12 protein-coding genes and 2 pseudogenes are annotated in these 15794 nt (G+C 42.8%); 8 read left to right on the top strand and 6 right to left on the bottom strand.

Annotated features, from left to right (window positions below; all coding sequences use genetic code 11):
* Nucleotides 1-450 carry an SRPBCC family protein gene (locus tag V7K89_RS24010; protein WP_335191623.1) on the top strand — a complete coding sequence of 150 codons (450 nt, stop codon included), beginning with the start codon at nucleotides 1-3 and terminating at the stop codon, nucleotides 448-450.
* A 143-nt stretch (nucleotides 451-593) separates the two neighbouring features.
* On the opposite strand, the gene V7K89_RS24015 is transcribed toward V7K89_RS24010, so the two are convergent.
* The 5 genes and pseudogenes from V7K89_RS24015 to V7K89_RS24035 all read right to left on the bottom strand — a co-directional run.
* Nucleotides 594-1415 carry a SirB1 family protein gene (locus V7K89_RS24015; protein ID WP_335191625.1) on the bottom strand — a complete coding sequence of 274 codons (822 nt, stop codon included), beginning with the start codon at nucleotides 1413-1415 and terminating at the stop codon, nucleotides 594-596.
* Nucleotides 1416-1810: 395 nt separating this feature from the next.
* Entirely contained in the window at nucleotides 1811-2689 is an 879-nt protein-coding gene (locus tag V7K89_RS24020; RefSeq protein ID WP_335191627.1) for a hypothetical protein, read from the bottom strand.
* Nucleotides 2690-3099: 410 nt separating this feature from the next.
* Nucleotides 3100-3513 (bottom strand): heavy metal-responsive transcriptional regulator, encoded by a 414-nt coding sequence (locus V7K89_RS24025; protein ID WP_335191629.1) that lies wholly within the window; start codon nucleotides 3511-3513, stop codon nucleotides 3100-3102.
* Between the two features lie 109 nt (nucleotides 3514-3622).
* On the bottom strand, nucleotides 3623-4447 hold the full coding sequence (locus tag V7K89_RS24030) for a cupredoxin domain-containing protein (protein ID WP_335191631.1): 825 nt from the start codon (nucleotides 4445-4447) through the stop codon (nucleotides 3623-3625).
* A gap of 53 nt (nucleotides 4448-4500) precedes the next feature.
* Nucleotides 4501-5952 (bottom strand): annotated as a pseudogene (locus tag V7K89_RS24035) (heavy metal translocating P-type ATPase); the annotation flags it as partial.
* A gap of 594 nt (nucleotides 5953-6546) precedes the next feature.
* Here V7K89_RS24035 and atpD point away from each other — a divergent pair.
* The 4 genes from atpD (at nucleotide 6547) to V7K89_RS24055 (ending at nucleotide 13092) form a co-directional block, all read left to right on the top strand.
* On the top strand, nucleotides 6547-7995 hold the full coding sequence (gene atpD, locus V7K89_RS24040; protein ID WP_335191633.1) for a F0F1 ATP synthase subunit beta: 1449 nt from the start codon (nucleotides 6547-6549) through the stop codon (nucleotides 7993-7995).
* Nucleotides 7996-8123: 128 nt separating this feature from the next.
* Complete coding sequence (atpC, locus tag V7K89_RS24045; RefSeq protein ID WP_335191635.1) at nucleotides 8124-8543, top strand: ATP synthase F1 subunit epsilon; 420 nt, start codon at nucleotides 8124-8126, stop codon at nucleotides 8541-8543.
* Nucleotides 8544-8691: 148 nt separating this feature from the next.
* Nucleotides 8692-10803, top strand: coding sequence for an SPFH domain-containing protein (locus V7K89_RS24050; protein ID WP_335191637.1), 2112 nt, complete (start codon nucleotides 8692-8694; stop codon nucleotides 10801-10803).
* Between the two features lie 510 nt (nucleotides 10804-11313).
* Entirely contained in the window at nucleotides 11314-13092 is a 1779-nt protein-coding gene (locus tag V7K89_RS24055) for a serine/threonine-protein kinase (protein ID WP_335191640.1), read from the top strand.
* A 10-nt stretch (nucleotides 13093-13102) separates the two neighbouring features.
* Here the strand turns inward: V7K89_RS24055 and V7K89_RS24060 are convergent, their stop codons facing one another.
* A complete protein-coding gene (locus V7K89_RS24060) occupies nucleotides 13103-13402 on the bottom strand; it encodes a 30S ribosomal protein PSRP-3 (RefSeq protein WP_094333099.1) in 300 nt (99 codons plus the stop codon).
* 173 nt (nucleotides 13403-13575) lie between these two features.
* On the opposite strand from V7K89_RS24060, the pseudogene V7K89_RS24065 reads away from it, so the two are divergent.
* The 3 genes and pseudogenes from V7K89_RS24065 to V7K89_RS24075 all read left to right on the top strand — a co-directional run bounded on the left by V7K89_RS24065 (nucleotide 13576) and on the right by V7K89_RS24075 (nucleotide 15581).
* Nucleotides 13576-14000 (top strand): annotated as a pseudogene (locus tag V7K89_RS24065) (DUF29 domain-containing protein).
* Between the two features lie 344 nt (nucleotides 14001-14344).
* Complete coding sequence (locus tag V7K89_RS24070) at nucleotides 14345-14476, top strand: hypothetical protein (protein ID WP_335191643.1); 132 nt, start codon at nucleotides 14345-14347, stop codon at nucleotides 14474-14476.
* Nucleotides 14477-14765: 289 nt separating this feature from the next.
* Nucleotides 14766-15581: a TIGR01548 family HAD-type hydrolase gene (locus tag V7K89_RS24075; protein WP_335191645.1), complete on the top strand. Its 816-nt coding sequence runs from the start codon at nucleotides 14766-14768 to the stop codon at nucleotides 15579-15581.
* Nucleotides 15582-15794 lie beyond the last annotated feature (213 nt).

Raw genomic sequence — 15794 nt, forward strand, 5'->3', positions numbered from 1 at the left:
ATGTCCCAAGTTTTGGAACAATCGATTCAAATTAATGCTACAGCTACGGTGGTGGAGCGCTGTATTAGCGATTTAGCTCTCATGCACCGCTGGCTCAACCCTGTCCTACGTTGTGAACCTGTGGGCGAAGCTTGGAGTACCGATATCGGCAGTAAAAGTCGTTTTATTATTCAAATTCCTCTACTAAAACCCACCTTGAATAGCGTAGTTATAGAACGACAACCGGGCTTAGTAGTTTGGGAATTTCAGGGATTTTTTCAAGGGCGCGATCGCTGGGAATGTCAACCTACAGAAAAGGGAACGCGCCTACTCAACCGCTTTGAGTACAATATCCCTAATCCTTTAATTAGTTGGGGTTTTAACACCTTTGCAGCGTCTTGGACAAAAAAAGATATGCAAGCTCAACTGCGCCGCCTCAAACGAGTTGCAGAAGAACAACATAATTCGTAATTTGTAATTGGGCAAACAGGGCATTGGGAAGAGACTTGGGGACAAGGAAAATTGGGAACAAGGGGAAGGAAAGACTTGTTGCAAGTTCTAACTTTAGTCACCTTGTCCCCTTGTCCCCCTTGTCTCCCTTGATCCCTCATTCCTCACTCCCTACCCAATTCGGTAAGTAGCCGCCGAATCACAAATGCATCCTCGGCATCAGGAACTTTTACTAAATAATTTTGTAAGTCGTCTACGGCTTGGGGGTAGTAACCGAGTTGATAGTAGATCAGACCGCGATCGCGCAATTCTAAAGTTAAACCAGGAAACAGCAACAAAATTCGTTCAATCGCTGCCAGCGTTTTTTCTAACTCTTGCTGTTTGAGGTAAATAAATTTTAAATTTGTTAACATCCGGGCCAAAAATTGCCGATTACTAACTACAGCTAAAAATTCTGGTTGTAGCGTCACAGGTTGCTGATAAAGTTGAGATAGGCGTTCCTCGCAATCTTGGGTAAATATTATTTCACCGCCATTGAAGGCATCCACAAAAATCTCTATATCGGCAATATCTGGGCGGATCAGGAAATGTCCTGGCATCCCTATACCCACCATCGGAAAATCAATCCGTCGAGCAACTTCCAGGTAAAGCAACGCTAAAGTAATTGGAATCCCCAATCGGCGATCGATTACATCATTGAAAAAGCTATTGCGTGGGTCGTAATAGTCAATTTTATTACCAGAAAATTTCAAATCATCGTAGAGATACTGATTAATACTTTGAACTATCCGTAAAGGATATCGTGAATCAGGTAGACGTTCTTGAAGCTCCCATGCCATTGTATCAAGGGCGTTGAGGTATTCCTCTGGGTCTAGCTTGGGATATTCTTCTTGTGCAATGTACAAAGCTGCCTTTGCTAGGTCAATTTGCTCGTCAGACTGCTGAATCTCCTGGTAAAAATATTGTCGTGCTGACGATAAATTCATAAGCTATTGCTCGGTGAAGGTGTGAAGATGAAGTGGGTAAACTTACACCAGTTTGTCGTAACTACATTTATTTTAGCGCTGCATTAACACCATTTGACAGCAGTAGTTCCCAAACTTACGCAGCTTTGGATTTTTGATTTTAATCAAACCCTATTATGAGTACAAAAGTAGTATAAAGCTGCTATAAAAAACACCCCAATGCCAGGATGAAACACTTTTAGGATTAAAGACAATTGCCGGACGTTTAATTACAGCTAGAGGCGTAAAACCTGTGGGTTTAACTCAATGGCAACGAGAAAATTTTTATTTATATGGAGTTGTAGAACCCCTAAGTGGATACAACTTTTTATATGAATTCCCTTACCTCAATGGTAACTGATAAAACATCAGCTAAATCAAATAGCATTGATCCAAAAATCAGCTGTGACGATATTGCCTTTGCGATTAAACTGACCCCAGAGCTTATACTTTCCTGGTTGAGGAAAGCTAGTTATAAAATGAACCTGTCCAGCAGGGGTATCCTTTAGTGCGTGAGCATGAATATAATCTTCTGCTTTTAATGGGGTTGACTGGCGTAAGATGACTAAATGTCCTCTTTCTCCTAAGTATGGCCACAAGTCTGTAAGCGGTTGATTATTAGAAGCATCTTGTAATTTAAACATTAAAGCGACTTCTTTACCTGCTTTCACAGTAGGTTCAGAAACAGCAAGATTTACTTTAGTAACATTGAACATTTTACTGCGATTTAAGTTAATTTCTGGAGCAGCAATACTGTTTCCAGGAACTTGTGTTTTTAACACTGATACTTGTTCTGTCTGACCAGCGGGTTTGTAGTCACTAAAAAATGTGTAACTGCCTGCTTGTGGAAAACGTGCTGCAACTTCAAACTGCCCATTTTCTTTATATGTGGGATGAAGATGATTAAAAAACTGAAGATCATCACTGACAAGAATGAGGTGCATAAGCTTTTCTTGGAAAGTGTCAAAGTTGGTGATCGCTTTCCCATCTGAATCTTGAATGTCAATCATAATTGGAATACTTTTATTAGAGGTCATTTTACTGGGAACTTTGAGTTTTGCCTGAGTTAATGCTTTCTTACTATCACCCGTGTCACTTGTTGAATGTTCTCTATGATGGCTCCCACTCATTGAACGCTCCTCATGTTGATGTGTAGTAATAGATATTGGCTTTTCTTCAGATTTAGGTAATAATGAGCAACTTTGAGCTAGTAACAAAGTGGTAGTTATCACAATTGTATTTAGAAAATTCTTCATTGCTTTTACTCTATTATTTCTAATAAATTAAGTTCTAAAAATCACTCAGGTTTACTAGTGATACTACGCAAAAATTATCATTTTTGGTTACTATAATCCAAGAACTTCATTTTTGGTGAGTGTATCCGTACAAGCAAAACAAGCCAGTTTGGGAACCGTTAGTTGCAGCGTCATAGGATTAAATTCCTTATTAGGAATAACTAATCTTCGGAAAATCATTGAGTAGATATACAATTAATCTAATCAACTAAAATTAGTTTAATTTCTCCATTTAACTGGAGAGTCAAGAGGTAAAATTTAAAAAATAACTAATTTATTTGTAAATGATTTATATTAATAGAAAAATAGCATATCAATTTAGCTTAATATGCTGATATGCTAATAAAAAATAAAATGAACAGCTTGGTTGTTTAATTTCTTTCGATAATAGGACAAATTGTTTGTTCAGGATTTTCAGGCATTGTTTCCCAACTAGAAACTAATCCTGATAATTCTTGTCTGAGAATAAGTAATTGCTGAATTTGTTCATCAATGGCTGTCATCTTATCTTGCAGTTTAGCTTTTATATGTACGCAAGGTAATTCACCTCCGTCGTGAACATTCAAAAAATCTTTAATTTCTGATAAAGTCAATCCCAGACTTTGGGCACGTTTGATAAAGTTCAAGCGAGCCAAAACATCAGAGTTAAATAATCTAAATCCACCCTCGGTTCTCCCTAATGACCTAAGTAAACCTAGCTCCTCATAGTAGCGAATAGTTTTAATTGGTACACCGCTAGACTTAGCAACATTGCCAATGAGTTTTGGCGCTTCTTGAACTAACATAATTAGCTGCTCTCATGCTAGATAAATTTATTTACTTTATCTTAAACTCTCCAGTTAACTGGAGAGTCAAGTGAGAACAGGATCATCTTGCTAATTATTTGCCACTGGATTATGTCGCAGGCTTTACTTCCACAATACCACGGTACATTTTCATACCGCAGGTGAACTCATATTCACCAAGATACTTAGGAGTAAATTCCACTGAAGTGGTTTGGTTAGGAGCAAGATTAACGGCTAAGTCAAAGTCTGGCATTAGCAATTTATCAAAGCACTTGCTCAGATTGTGACGTTGGAAGTCCAATCTCACTGATTGTCCTATCTCCACAATTACTCGTTCCGGTTTGTAACTTTTTTCAACCGTAACAGTCGCTTCTTGAGTACCTTCTGGTGTTTTCACTGCTTTTGTTGCTGACTCTGTAGGCCAAGAAAACTCTGGTTGGATCTGGTGAGTAGATTCAGAAGTAGTTACTGGGATTGCTTTTGCAGTGGAGTCAGTAGATTGAACTTCTATAACTCCTCGGAACATATTCATACCGCAGTTGAAGGTATAAGTACCTGGCTTATCGGGCGTGAACTCAATGGATGTGACCTCGTTGAGTGGTAGGTTTTTGGCGATATGGAAATCAGGTAGGCGTATTTCTTCAAGACAATTACTTGGGTCACGGCGTAGGAAATTAAGGCGGACTCTTTGACCTGCATTGACTAGAATTAGACTAGGTTCGTAGCCTCCATCTACAGTAATGCCAACTTCTTGAATACCATCACGGGCTTCGGCTTTTTGGGACTTTGGTTTGCTTAGGAGAAACCACCATATTTCTAGTCCGATTAACCCCAAGCCGACTGTTGTAACTGCACCTTTTACCCACAGTGGTTGCTCAATGCGGCGGAATTGAACTGTCTGCCATCGCTCGGTAGCTGGCATTTCATGATTCATCTGTGCAACTACTTTATTTGAGGCAACAGTGAATGCCAATCCCAAGCCTGCTATACTGCCGCTTCTGCCAATGGATGTTCAGAATTGTGTTCTACAGATGCTGTAAGTTGCACCAACCTCATTTCGTTACCATTAGCAGTACCGTTGACGGTGACAAAATCGGTGACTGTTGGTTTACCCTGAGTAATGGTTCCAGTTTTATCTAGGACGATTGTTTGAATTTTGTGCGCCAGTTCTAGGCTTTCGGCACCTTTAATCAAAATGCCATTTTCTGCACCTTTACCCGTTCCTACCATCACAGAAGTTGGTGTGGCTAAACCCAGCGCACAAGGACAGGCGATAATTAGTACTCCAACAGTGGTGATCAGCGCCAAAGTAACATTACCTGTAAAATTAAACCAAATGATGAAAGTGAGTAGAGCGATCGCAATTACCGCAGATACGAACCATCCAGTTACTTGGTCTGCTAATCTCTGAATTGGGGCTTTAGAACCCTGTGCTTGCTGCACTAATTGGACAATCTGCGCCAGCACAGTATCACTTCCAACTCGTGTCGCCCGGAACTTGAAACTACCAGTTTTGTTAATAGTAGCTCCAATCACTTCATCGCCTGGTTGCTTTTTGACGGGCAAACTTTCGCCTGTCACCATCGCTTCATCAATTATGGATGCTCCCTCAATCACTTCCCCGTCAACAGGAATTTTCTCGCCAGGACGAACCAGTATCACATCGCCAATCTGCACTTCTGCAATTGGTACATCTACTTCTCGTCCATTGCGAATCAAACGTGCTGTCTTAGCTTGTAACCCAATCAGCTTACGGATAGCTTCTGAGGTTTGTCCTTTAGCGCGATTTTCAAATAGTCTTCCTAGTAAAATCAGGGTAATGACGACAGCAGCAGTTTCATAATATACATCTGGTGTTAGCCCCTGATTGATGAAAAAGCTAGGAAATAAAGTAGGGAATAGCGAATAAAAATATGCTGCACTTGTACCCAAAGCGATTAAGGTATCCATTGTGGCAGCATGACGTTTTAAAGCTTTCCAACCATTAATGTAGAAGGAGTAACCACACCAGAACTGTACTGAAGTAGTGAGTATCAGCTGTATCCAAGGATTGTGCAGCCATACTGGGATAAAGGGTAAGTGCAACCCTGTGATCATAGGCAGTGAACCTATAACCAACACACTGCTAATAATGCCTCCTACCGCCACCTTTCGCATTAAATTGCGGGATTCTCTTAAACGATGTCTTTTCTCTGCATCATCTTCTCCCGCCATCAGGTTTTGTTCTTGCAGTGGGTAGGCAGAGTAACCTGCTGCATCTACCGCCTGTTGAATGGCTTCTAAATCAGTTCTTCTAGGGTCATATCTAACTGTTGCCTGTTCTGCTCCAAAATTCACGATACATTCATTGACACCGGAGACAGAATTAATCGTGTCTTCAATGCTGCTGGCACAAGAGGCACAACTCATCCCGCACAGTTTGAGTGTAGTATTCTCCATTTGACTGCTCCAGTTACTAAGCGGCGTTAACTAACAACTAACTAATTCCATCTTGAATGCTCCAGTGAACTGGAGAGTCAAGAGGTTGGACTGAAAACTTTTAAGCACATGTTAGTTACAATTTTATAAGTGCTTACACTGAGAGAAGTGGATGGTGAATATGCGAGCAAATTGCTATCAATACCAGCAGCGTAATATAGCTGCTAGTCTGCTGAGGTGCTTGTATGAGCATAAATACCGTGATTTGTATGAGTACATCAACCGTTTTCAAACATTTAAGCAAAATCAGTAGAGTGATGGCAGCTTTTATTGCAATTGGAAGTGTGTCGCAGACAGACGCTTTTGCTAGCTTGCTTCTCTGTAAAAATACTTGGACTCGCTAACGCGACGCTATCGGCAATCCAAAATCCAAAATTGCTTGACTGACTTGAACAGTTTTACAAGCAAGCCTACCTTGGATGCTCAGACACCAGTCTTAAGGATCAATTTAAGGCGAAGGTAGGGTCGTTCAGTGCTAATCTGAAAGGTGACATTGCTTAATTTTATGTCTTCTCCGACCTTATCTGAAATCTAGCTTCACTCATTAGGCGCAGCATGGTAACAACCGCAGAAAAAACAAACATTGGTTACATTACCCAAATCATTGGCCCAGTTGTAGACGTTAAATTTCCCAGCGGGAAATTGCCACAAATCTACAACGCTTTGAAAATCGTTGGCACCAACGAAGCTGGACAGGAAATCAACATCACCGTTGAAGTACAGCAACTGCTGGGTGACAACCAGGTGCGAACTGTTGCGATGAGTTCTACCGAAGGCTTAGTCCGCGGTTTTGAAGTCACCGACACAGGCGCTCCCATCAACGTACCAGTTGGGAAAGCCACTTTGGGCCGGATTTTCAACGTCCTTGGCGAACCTGTGGACAATCAGGGCCCTGTAAACGCTGAGGCAAGTTTACCCATCCACCGCTCTGCTCCCAAATTCACTGACCTGGAAACCAAACCTTCCGTGTTTGAGACTGGGATTAAAGTTGTTGACCTTCTGACTCCCTATCGACGTGGCGGTAAGATTGGTCTATTCGGTGGTGCTGGTGTTGGTAAAACCGTGATCATGATGGAGTTGATCAACAACATCGCCACTCAGCACGGTGGAGTATCTGTTTTTGCTGGCGTGGGTGAACGCACCCGTGAAGGCAATGACCTTTACAATGAAATGATTGAATCTGGGGTTATTAACAAAGACAACCTCAATGATTCAAAAATTGCTCTAGTTTACGGTCAAATGAACGAGCCACCCGGAGCCAGAATGCGGGTTGGTCTATCGGGATTGACAGTAGCAGAATATTTCCGGGATGTAAATAAGCAGGATGTGCTGCTGTTTATTGATAACATTTTCCGGTTTGTACAAGCAGGTTCAGAAGTATCGGCGCTACTGGGTCGGATGCCTTCTGCGGTAGGATATCAGCCCACATTGGGAACCGACGTAGGTGAACTGCAAGAGCGGATTACCTCGACTACCGAGGGTTCGATTACCTCCATTCAAGCAGTGTACGTACCTGCGGATGACCTCACCGATCCCGCACCTGCTACTACCTTCGCCCACTTGGATGGTACAACAGTACTGTCTCGCGGTTTGGCAGCTAAGGGAATTTACCCCGCAGTTGATCCCCTTGGTTCGACTTCCACCATGCTTCAACCCAACATTGTCGGTGACGAACACTACAATACGGCGCGGGCGGTGCAATCAACTCTGCAACGTTATAAAGAACTCCAAGACATTATCGCCATTCTCGGTCTAGATGAATTGTCTGAAGAAGACCGTCTAATCGTAGCGCGGGCGCGGAAAGTTGAGCGTTTCTTGTCTCAGCCGTTCTTTGTCGCAGAAGTATTCACCGGTTCTCCTGGTAAGTACGTGAAGTTGGAAGATACCATCAAAGGGTTCCAAAAGATTCTGTCTGGTGAGTTGGATTCTCTGCCAGAACAGGCTTTCTACTTGGTTGGCGATATTAACGAAGCGATCGCCAAAGCTGAAAAAGTTAAAGGTTAGTCATTAGTCATTAGTCATTAGTTCAACTGCTAATGACTAATGGCAATTACAAAAGACAAATGACATAGACGTGCCAGCAGCTTCCCCCAGGGTAGGATACAGGACAAAGGACGAAGGACAAAGGACAAATGACATTAACCGTTCGTGTAATTTCCCCAGATAAAACAGTCTGGGATGCGCCGGCTGAAGAGATAGTTTTGCCTAGCACTACTGGTCAACTAGGTATCTTAACTGGACACGCACCACTTTTGACCGCTTTAGATACTGGTGTCATGCGAGTTCGTGCCGCTAAAAATCAGAATTGGGAAGCGATCGCCCTTTTGGGTGGCTTTGCCGAAGTCGAAGAAAATGAAGTGACAATTCTGGTTAACGGCGCTGAACGTGGCGACAAAATTAACCTTGATGAAGCCCGTACTGCTTACAACCAAGCAGAAACGCGTCTAAGTCAAGTTTCCGCAGATGATCGCCAAGCCCAAATTCAGGCAACTCAAGCCTTCAAACGCGCCCGCGCTCGGTTTCAAGCTGCCGGCGGTTCGGTCTCAATTTAACTTTCTATTTCAACTTTGTAGGTTGGGCAATGTCCAATCTACAAAATATTTATTAAATTTAAAAAAAATTACGTCAAGTTTAAGAAATCGAGGCAAGCTTTAGTGAAGTGTTAACTTAGCTAATTAGTTGCCCAGATGGGCACAGATTATGAAAAGGTTTTCATCTTTACTTGGTACTCGTAAACAAAATAAGCTAGCTCGCTTTGCAGCATCTGTCGTAGCAACCTTAGCGATCGCTGCGCCAGTGTCTTTAACGAACGCTAGAAATATTCACTCTGCCAATGCAGTTCCTGTAAAAACTACTTTTGCATCAGTTCAGCTAAATCAGACTAAACCAAATATTGCCCTGTTACAAATTAGCAGCACTCAATATCAAGCTGCTGGAATTGATCCTTTTGTACTAATCCCCATCGTCCTTGTCGGGGGTTTAGTTATATTTGTCCCCCTATTCTTTGGCGGACTAGTGGTTATTGGCGAACGTGAAGTCGGTATTGTGGTGAGAAAATTTACCCTTTCCGGACGCGGACTCCCTGCCGGCAGTTTGATTGCCCTCAACGGCGAAGCTGGTTTGCAGGCAGATACTTTAGCTCCTGGTTGGCACTGGGGCTATTGGCCTTGGCAGTATTCTGTAAAGAAAGAACCGATAATTGTCGTTCCCCAAGGGGAAATCGCTTTGATTGTGGCAGCAGATGGTCAACCCAACCCACCAGAGCGGATTTTGGGTAAAATTGTCAGTTGTGATAACTTCCAAGATGCTCGGAAATTCCTTGCTCAAGGTGGGGAAAAAGGACGACAAATGGGTTTTCTCACGGCTGGTACGTACCGGATTAATACTGCCCTGTTCAAAGTCATTATGGCAGCAAATGCCAGCGCTCATGGCATGACTCCAGAACAGTTGCGCGTGTACAGTCTGGCATCTGACAAAGTTGGTATTGTCACCACCTTAGATGGTTTACCAATCTCTGCTGGTGAACTCGCAGGCGCGATAATTGAGGGACACGACAACTTCCAAAATGGTCAAAAATTTATTGATGGCGGTGGACGGCGAGGTTTACAAGAACAGATATTGCTTTCTGGTTCTTGGAACTTGAATCCTTGGTTTGTCCAAGTTGAGCAAGTGCCGATGACGGAAATTCCCATTGGGTATGTAGGTGTGGTGATTTCTTTCGTGGGTAAGGCACATCAAGATGTCAGTGGTGCAGCTTTCACCCACGGTAACTTGGTTAATCCTGGACATAAGGGTGTATGGATCGAACCGCTGTATCCTGGCAAGCACCCAATTAATTCCCGGATAATGAAGATGGAACTGGTGCCAACGACCAACATTGTATTAAATTGGTCAGACCGCACCGAACGCCACAGCTATGATGCTCAACTAGCTTCCTTAACAGTGCGATCGCGTGATGGGTTTGCCTTTGATTTGGAAGTAGCGCAAATTATCCATGTGGGTGCTTTAGATGCTCCCAAGGTAATTTCTCGCGTTGGTGCAATGCAAAATCTGGTAGACCATGTATTAGAACCAACTATCGGGAATTATTTCCGCAACTCAGCCCAAGATTATACTGTACTAGACTTTCTAACTGCTCGGAGCGAACGACAAGCTGAGGCTGCTGAGTATATTAAAACAGCATTGAGGGCTTATGACGTGCAAGCGATCGACACCCTGATTGGTGATATTCAGCCACCAGCGTCGTTAATGCAGACACAGACAGACCGGAAAATTGCTGAAGAAGAACGTAAGACTTATGAAGTCCAGCAGATGGCGCAAACCCAACGGCAGCAACTTGTCCGGGAAAGGGCACTGGCTAATATCCAGCAAGAAATGGTGAAATCGGAGCAGAGTGTGCATATTGCTGACCTAAAAGCCCAAGCCCAAATTAAAGAAGCGAACGGTGAAGCTGAGGGGACAAAACTCCGGACAATTGCTGAGGCAGAAGGTATTCGGGCCACAGGTAATGCCAAAGCTGAAACCTACCGCGCTGGTGTGGAAGCCTTGGGACCACAAGGTTATACAGCAATGCAACTAATGCAGATTATTGGTGATCGCAATGTCCGTTTGATTCCAGATGTCTTAGTTGGCAGCAATGGTAGCAATAATGGCTTAGTGGATGGGCTACTATCCTTGATTTTATGGAATCAAACTGGTAAGGGTGAATTGACACCAACACCTTTGCATCCACAACCAGTAGTTACCCAAGGACAACCAACTACAGAAAACGGTTATCCACCGATAGTTGTGAATTTCCCGGGGGATAAGTAATATTAGGAACATGCGGAAGGAGCGCACAGCCGTCATTGGTGTCAACTTAAGCTAAAACTCCTGATTGCATGAGTTTTGCCCTCACCCCCAGCCCCTCTCCTAATTTGGGAGAGGGGAGTAAATTCTCAGTTCCCCTTCGTCCCATGTTGGGAGGAGTTATACCATTTCACGAAATACTTGATACAAATGATTTGTCTCTAACTCTTTCCCCCGCTCCCCTGCTGCCTATTTGTATCAACCTTACAGCTATTTTCAGGTAAATAGACCACGCGATAGGGGCGCAAGGCCTTGTGCCCCTACAACAGATGTGGTTCAAGTACATGAAAACTGCTGTAAAGTGAAATGGTATTAGGGGATAAGGTCAACCCTAGAACGCTTTCTCTTACCTAACTTTTATCTTAATTTGATACGTATGTACAGCTATGCACCCCTACGATAAAGGCAATTTAAAACGATATTTTATTGTAGGGTAAGCCGCAAAGCCTACCCTGTAACTCTGGTGGAGAAATTTTGTTTTTACAAGAACGTTATCGTTTACTCAAGCAGATTGGTAAAGGGGGATTCTGCAAAACTTTCCTCGCTGTAAATGAAGATCAGTTTCCTCCAGTTCCTTGCGTTGTTCAAGAATTATCGCTGGAAGACGAAACATTTAAAAATTTTCAGCAGAAGGCGCAACAGCTAGAAGAATTAGGAAAGCATCCACAAATTCCCGCCTTATTAAATTATTTTCAGCATAACGGGCATTTTTATTTAGTGCAGGAGTTTATTGCAGGCACTAATTTAGCTCAGGTAGTTGAAGAAGAAGGCGCTTTTAATGAAACTCAGATTTGGCAACTTTTAGAAGAATTATTGCCAGTTTTTCAGTTTCTTAATGATAGCCACATTATTCACCGCGATATTAAACCCCAAAATATCATCCGTAGATCCCCAATTACCAAGAAGGGGGATTTCGTCATAGTTGATTTTAGCACTGCGAAAATCTTCACAGAAATCGATCGGCTAACATCTGAAACCAGTATCGGTAGTCCAGAATATGCTGCACCAGAACAAACGAAGGGAAAAGCTGTTTTTGCTAGTGATTTATATAGCTTAGGTATAACTTGTATTTACTTACTTACCCAGATTTCTCCCTTTGATTTATTTGATATTGCAAATGATTGCTGGGTTTGGCAACAATATCTTAGTGATATCTGGCGACAAGACTTAAAGAGTCTACGCTTGGGGCAAATTCTCGACAAGCTACTGCAAAATGCAGTGAACCGTCGCTTTCAATCAGCTGATGCAGTTATGCAAGCAATGGGTATGGAATGTAAACCTCAAAATTTGAAATTACCAACTCCTCCTTGGCGATGTTTGCATACCCTAACTGGTCATTCTGGGACATTGAGTAGTGTGAATGCCCTTGCCATCAGTCCTGACGGTTACATTTTAGCCAGTGGTAGCGATCGCAAAAACATCAAATTGTGGGATTTAAATACCAAAAAAGTCCTAGCTAACTTATCAGGACATACCCAAGCTGTAAAATCAGTTACCTTCAGTCCAAATGGTCAAATTCTGGCAACTGCTAGCGATGATAAAACTATCAAATTGTGGCAGGTTGAGACATTAGAGGAAATCTGCACCTTCTTGGGACACGCACACGCTGTAAAATCAGTTGCTTTCAGTCCAGATGGGCAGATTCTCGCTAGTGGTAGCTGGGATAAGACAATCAAACTCTGGGATGTCAATACTGGCAAAGAAATTTGCACCATAGCTGGACACCAATTAAAGGTAAATTCAGTGGTATTTAGTCCCCAAGGACAGCTTTTAGCCAGCGCTAGTTATGACAGAACAATTCGCCTGTGGCAGATACCTGCATTAGAAGGTTCCCAGAGAGAATTTGAAAACCACCCATGCTATAGCTTGTTAAGCACCCTTTCGGGTCATGCATGGGCGGTTTTGACAGTCGCTTTTAGTCCTGATGGTCAAATTTTGGCGACGGGTAGTGATGATAACACTATTAAATTGTGGGAAGTAAACACTGGTCAGCTAATTTGCACACTTGTAGGCCATTCTTGGTCTGTGGTGGCTGTGGCTTTTACTGCCGATGGCGAAACCCTCCTAAGTGCAAGTTGTGACAAAACAGTTAAACTTTGGAAGGTAAGCACAGCAGAAGAGATTGTTACTCTCTCTGGTCATGTAGACTCAGTATCTGCTGTTGCTGTGAGCAAAGTTACACAATTAATTGCAAGCGGCAGTTGGGACAAGACTATCAAACTGTGGCAGCTTGTAGAACAGGACAATAGCTAATTTTGTAATATCAGGCGCTACCTGTGAAGGCAACTTCTGGAAATTTCAACTGAGCTTCTGCCATTGGACGGTTTCTACCTTCCTCTTGCCAGTAGTTAATCACTTCTGTCGCTTTGTTAAGCAACTCGACACGATCCAAGTCAGTAATCCAATGTTTGGACTCTAATTCTTTTTTTAACTCTTCCCAGGCATCATTTCTGGGCCAAAAAAAGTACTTAGTCAAAGGACTGGTGCCTTTGCCTACAACTTGGTCGACTGCTAGAGCAACGTTTTCGTCTAACCACAGAATTTTCAAAATAAACTTGGTCAATCACACCTCCGGGAATTTCCGGGCATTACTTAAACTAGAATAGCGATCGCTTATTTTAACGCAATACTCTATCAAATGACCAAACAGTGATTGAGAATGGGCTACCATAAGGTTTAGTAAAGATGCTTATGACTGCTCAACTGCCCTAATCTCAAACAACATCTGGTTCAGATTTGTATGAGCAAGACTTTTATCTGTGGATTCAAACCACAGCAGAACTGCTCAAGCAAAAGAATTTTACACAACTGGACTTAGACAACCTGATTGAAGAAATTGAAACGATGGGGAGAAGTGAAAAGCGCGCATTGGGAGCAATCTGGAAGTGTTGCTGATGCATCTGCTCAAATATCAAATTCAAACTGAAAGGCGCTCAAAAAGTTGGCAGTACACAATTTTTAAACACCGCAGGCGAGTCCAAAAGGCACTCCAGGAAAGTCTGAGTTTAAAGCCTCACTTTGATCAGGTTTTTGACGAAAGCTATCAAACCGCTAGACGACTGGCTGTGATTGAAACTGGATTAGCTATCGCTATCTTCCCTGAGCAATCTCCCTTCACGTCAGAGCAAGTCCTCGACTGTGATTTTTTCCCAAAGTCATAATGTGGAACAGCTTATCAGTCTGGACAAGTAGTGCCGCAAGGCGGAAGTCAAAAGTCAAACAGGTATACAGCGTAAGCGTTTCATTGATTTGGAATGGTGAGGCAGTTCCCCATGAGGAACAGCCGTTAGCGCAGCGTTAGCGAGCCTGCATACTCTGTAAGAGTTGCAAGCTAGCAAGAGCGTCTCGTAGAGAGCGTCACCTGTTCGCCCTTGGCGTTCCCGAAGGGTAGGGGTGGTTTATTACGCCGTGTTGTATTAGCGATCGCCATCGTAGAACATTTCTAAGCCAAAGAAATCAAAGCCAAAATCCTTTTGATCGCCCTTAACTCCGGGTTAAACCGACTTTGCAACTGCCAGAATTTCCAGAGGTGTTTGCGGTGGGAGATTGTGCGATCAATCCTTTGAATCCACAGCCTGTTATCGCTCAGGTTGCCTATCAGCAACGAGCGGTGATCGCTCTCAAGCTTGACTTCTAAGCCTTTTTATAGAACTATGAAACCTGGGAATTTCTCACGCCTCAACCCTAAATTGTTCTAAACTCAATAATTGGGTTAATCAAATCTCCTTAGAAAGATTGGAAATTGCTGCTTATAATGCAGCAGTTGCCATTAAAGAGATTGAAAATAAACATTTTAACAGTAATAGCATTTCGTCTGATGTCAATAAAGGAAAAATAATTAATGATTACTTCCAAGTTCAACTGCTATTTATAGAAAGGGTGAATACATAGGCAAGATAAAAATAAAACTCTTTTCCTCCCTAACCATGACTCAAGAAACTTCACCAAAAGCGATTGTTGTTTTCGATATTGATGGCGTTGTGCGCGATGTTAGCGGTTCTTATCGCCGAGCGATCGCAGATACCGTAGAATATTTGACTACCCAAGCATATCGCCCAACCCCACTGGATATTGACCAACTGAAGTCTGAAGGCGTGTGGAATAACGATTGGGAAGCATCGCAGGAATTAATTTACCGCTACTTTGAAACCCAAGGACAGACCCGCAAGCAACTGCAATTAGATTACAATGCGATCGTTGCTTTTTTTCAATCGCGTTACCGAGGCCCAGACCCCAAGAATTTGACGGGGTATATCTGTAATGAACCCTTATTATTACAACTTAGCTATTTAGAGCAACTTACCCAAGCGGGGATTCCTTGGGGATTTTTCAGCGGTGCAACTCGTGTTTCGGCTAACTATATACTAGAAAAACGCCTGGGTTTGCAATCTCCTGTATTGATTGCGATGGAAGATGCGCCAAGTAAACCTGACCCCACTGGACTTTTCGCTACAGTTCGTCAATTAGAGAATGGAATTGAGCAAAGATCAGCGATCGTGTATGTGGGAGATACGGTAGCAGATATGTATACTGTTGAAAAAGCACAGGCTTTAGATTCTTCTCGCACTTGGATTGGTGTAGGGGTTTTACCGCCCCATGTGCAGGAAACAGCAGCCCATAGTAATGCTTATGGTGAGACGCTGCTAGCAGCGGGTGCAGCAATAGTTTTGCGTAATGTTCAAGAATTGTCCCCAAAGCAGATTCAAGAATTGGTAAGTTCATCTGCCCAATCTGTGTTCTAAGTATAGTTTTGCGTAAAATCGTGGCGTTTTTAATGCAGGGGAACGCATTAGCATTGTATCGCTCTGCATTAACAATACAGCCGACGCATTGGCATTGTATCGCTCTGCATTAACAATGCAGCCGACGCATTGGCATTGTATCGCTCTGCATTAACAATGCAGCCGACGCATTGGCATTGTATCGCTCTGCATTAACAATGCAGCCGACGCATT

The sequence above is a fragment of the Nostoc sp. genome, from assembly GCF_036917515.1.
GTDB lineage: Bacteria > Cyanobacteriota > Cyanobacteriia > Cyanobacteriales > Nostocaceae > Nostoc.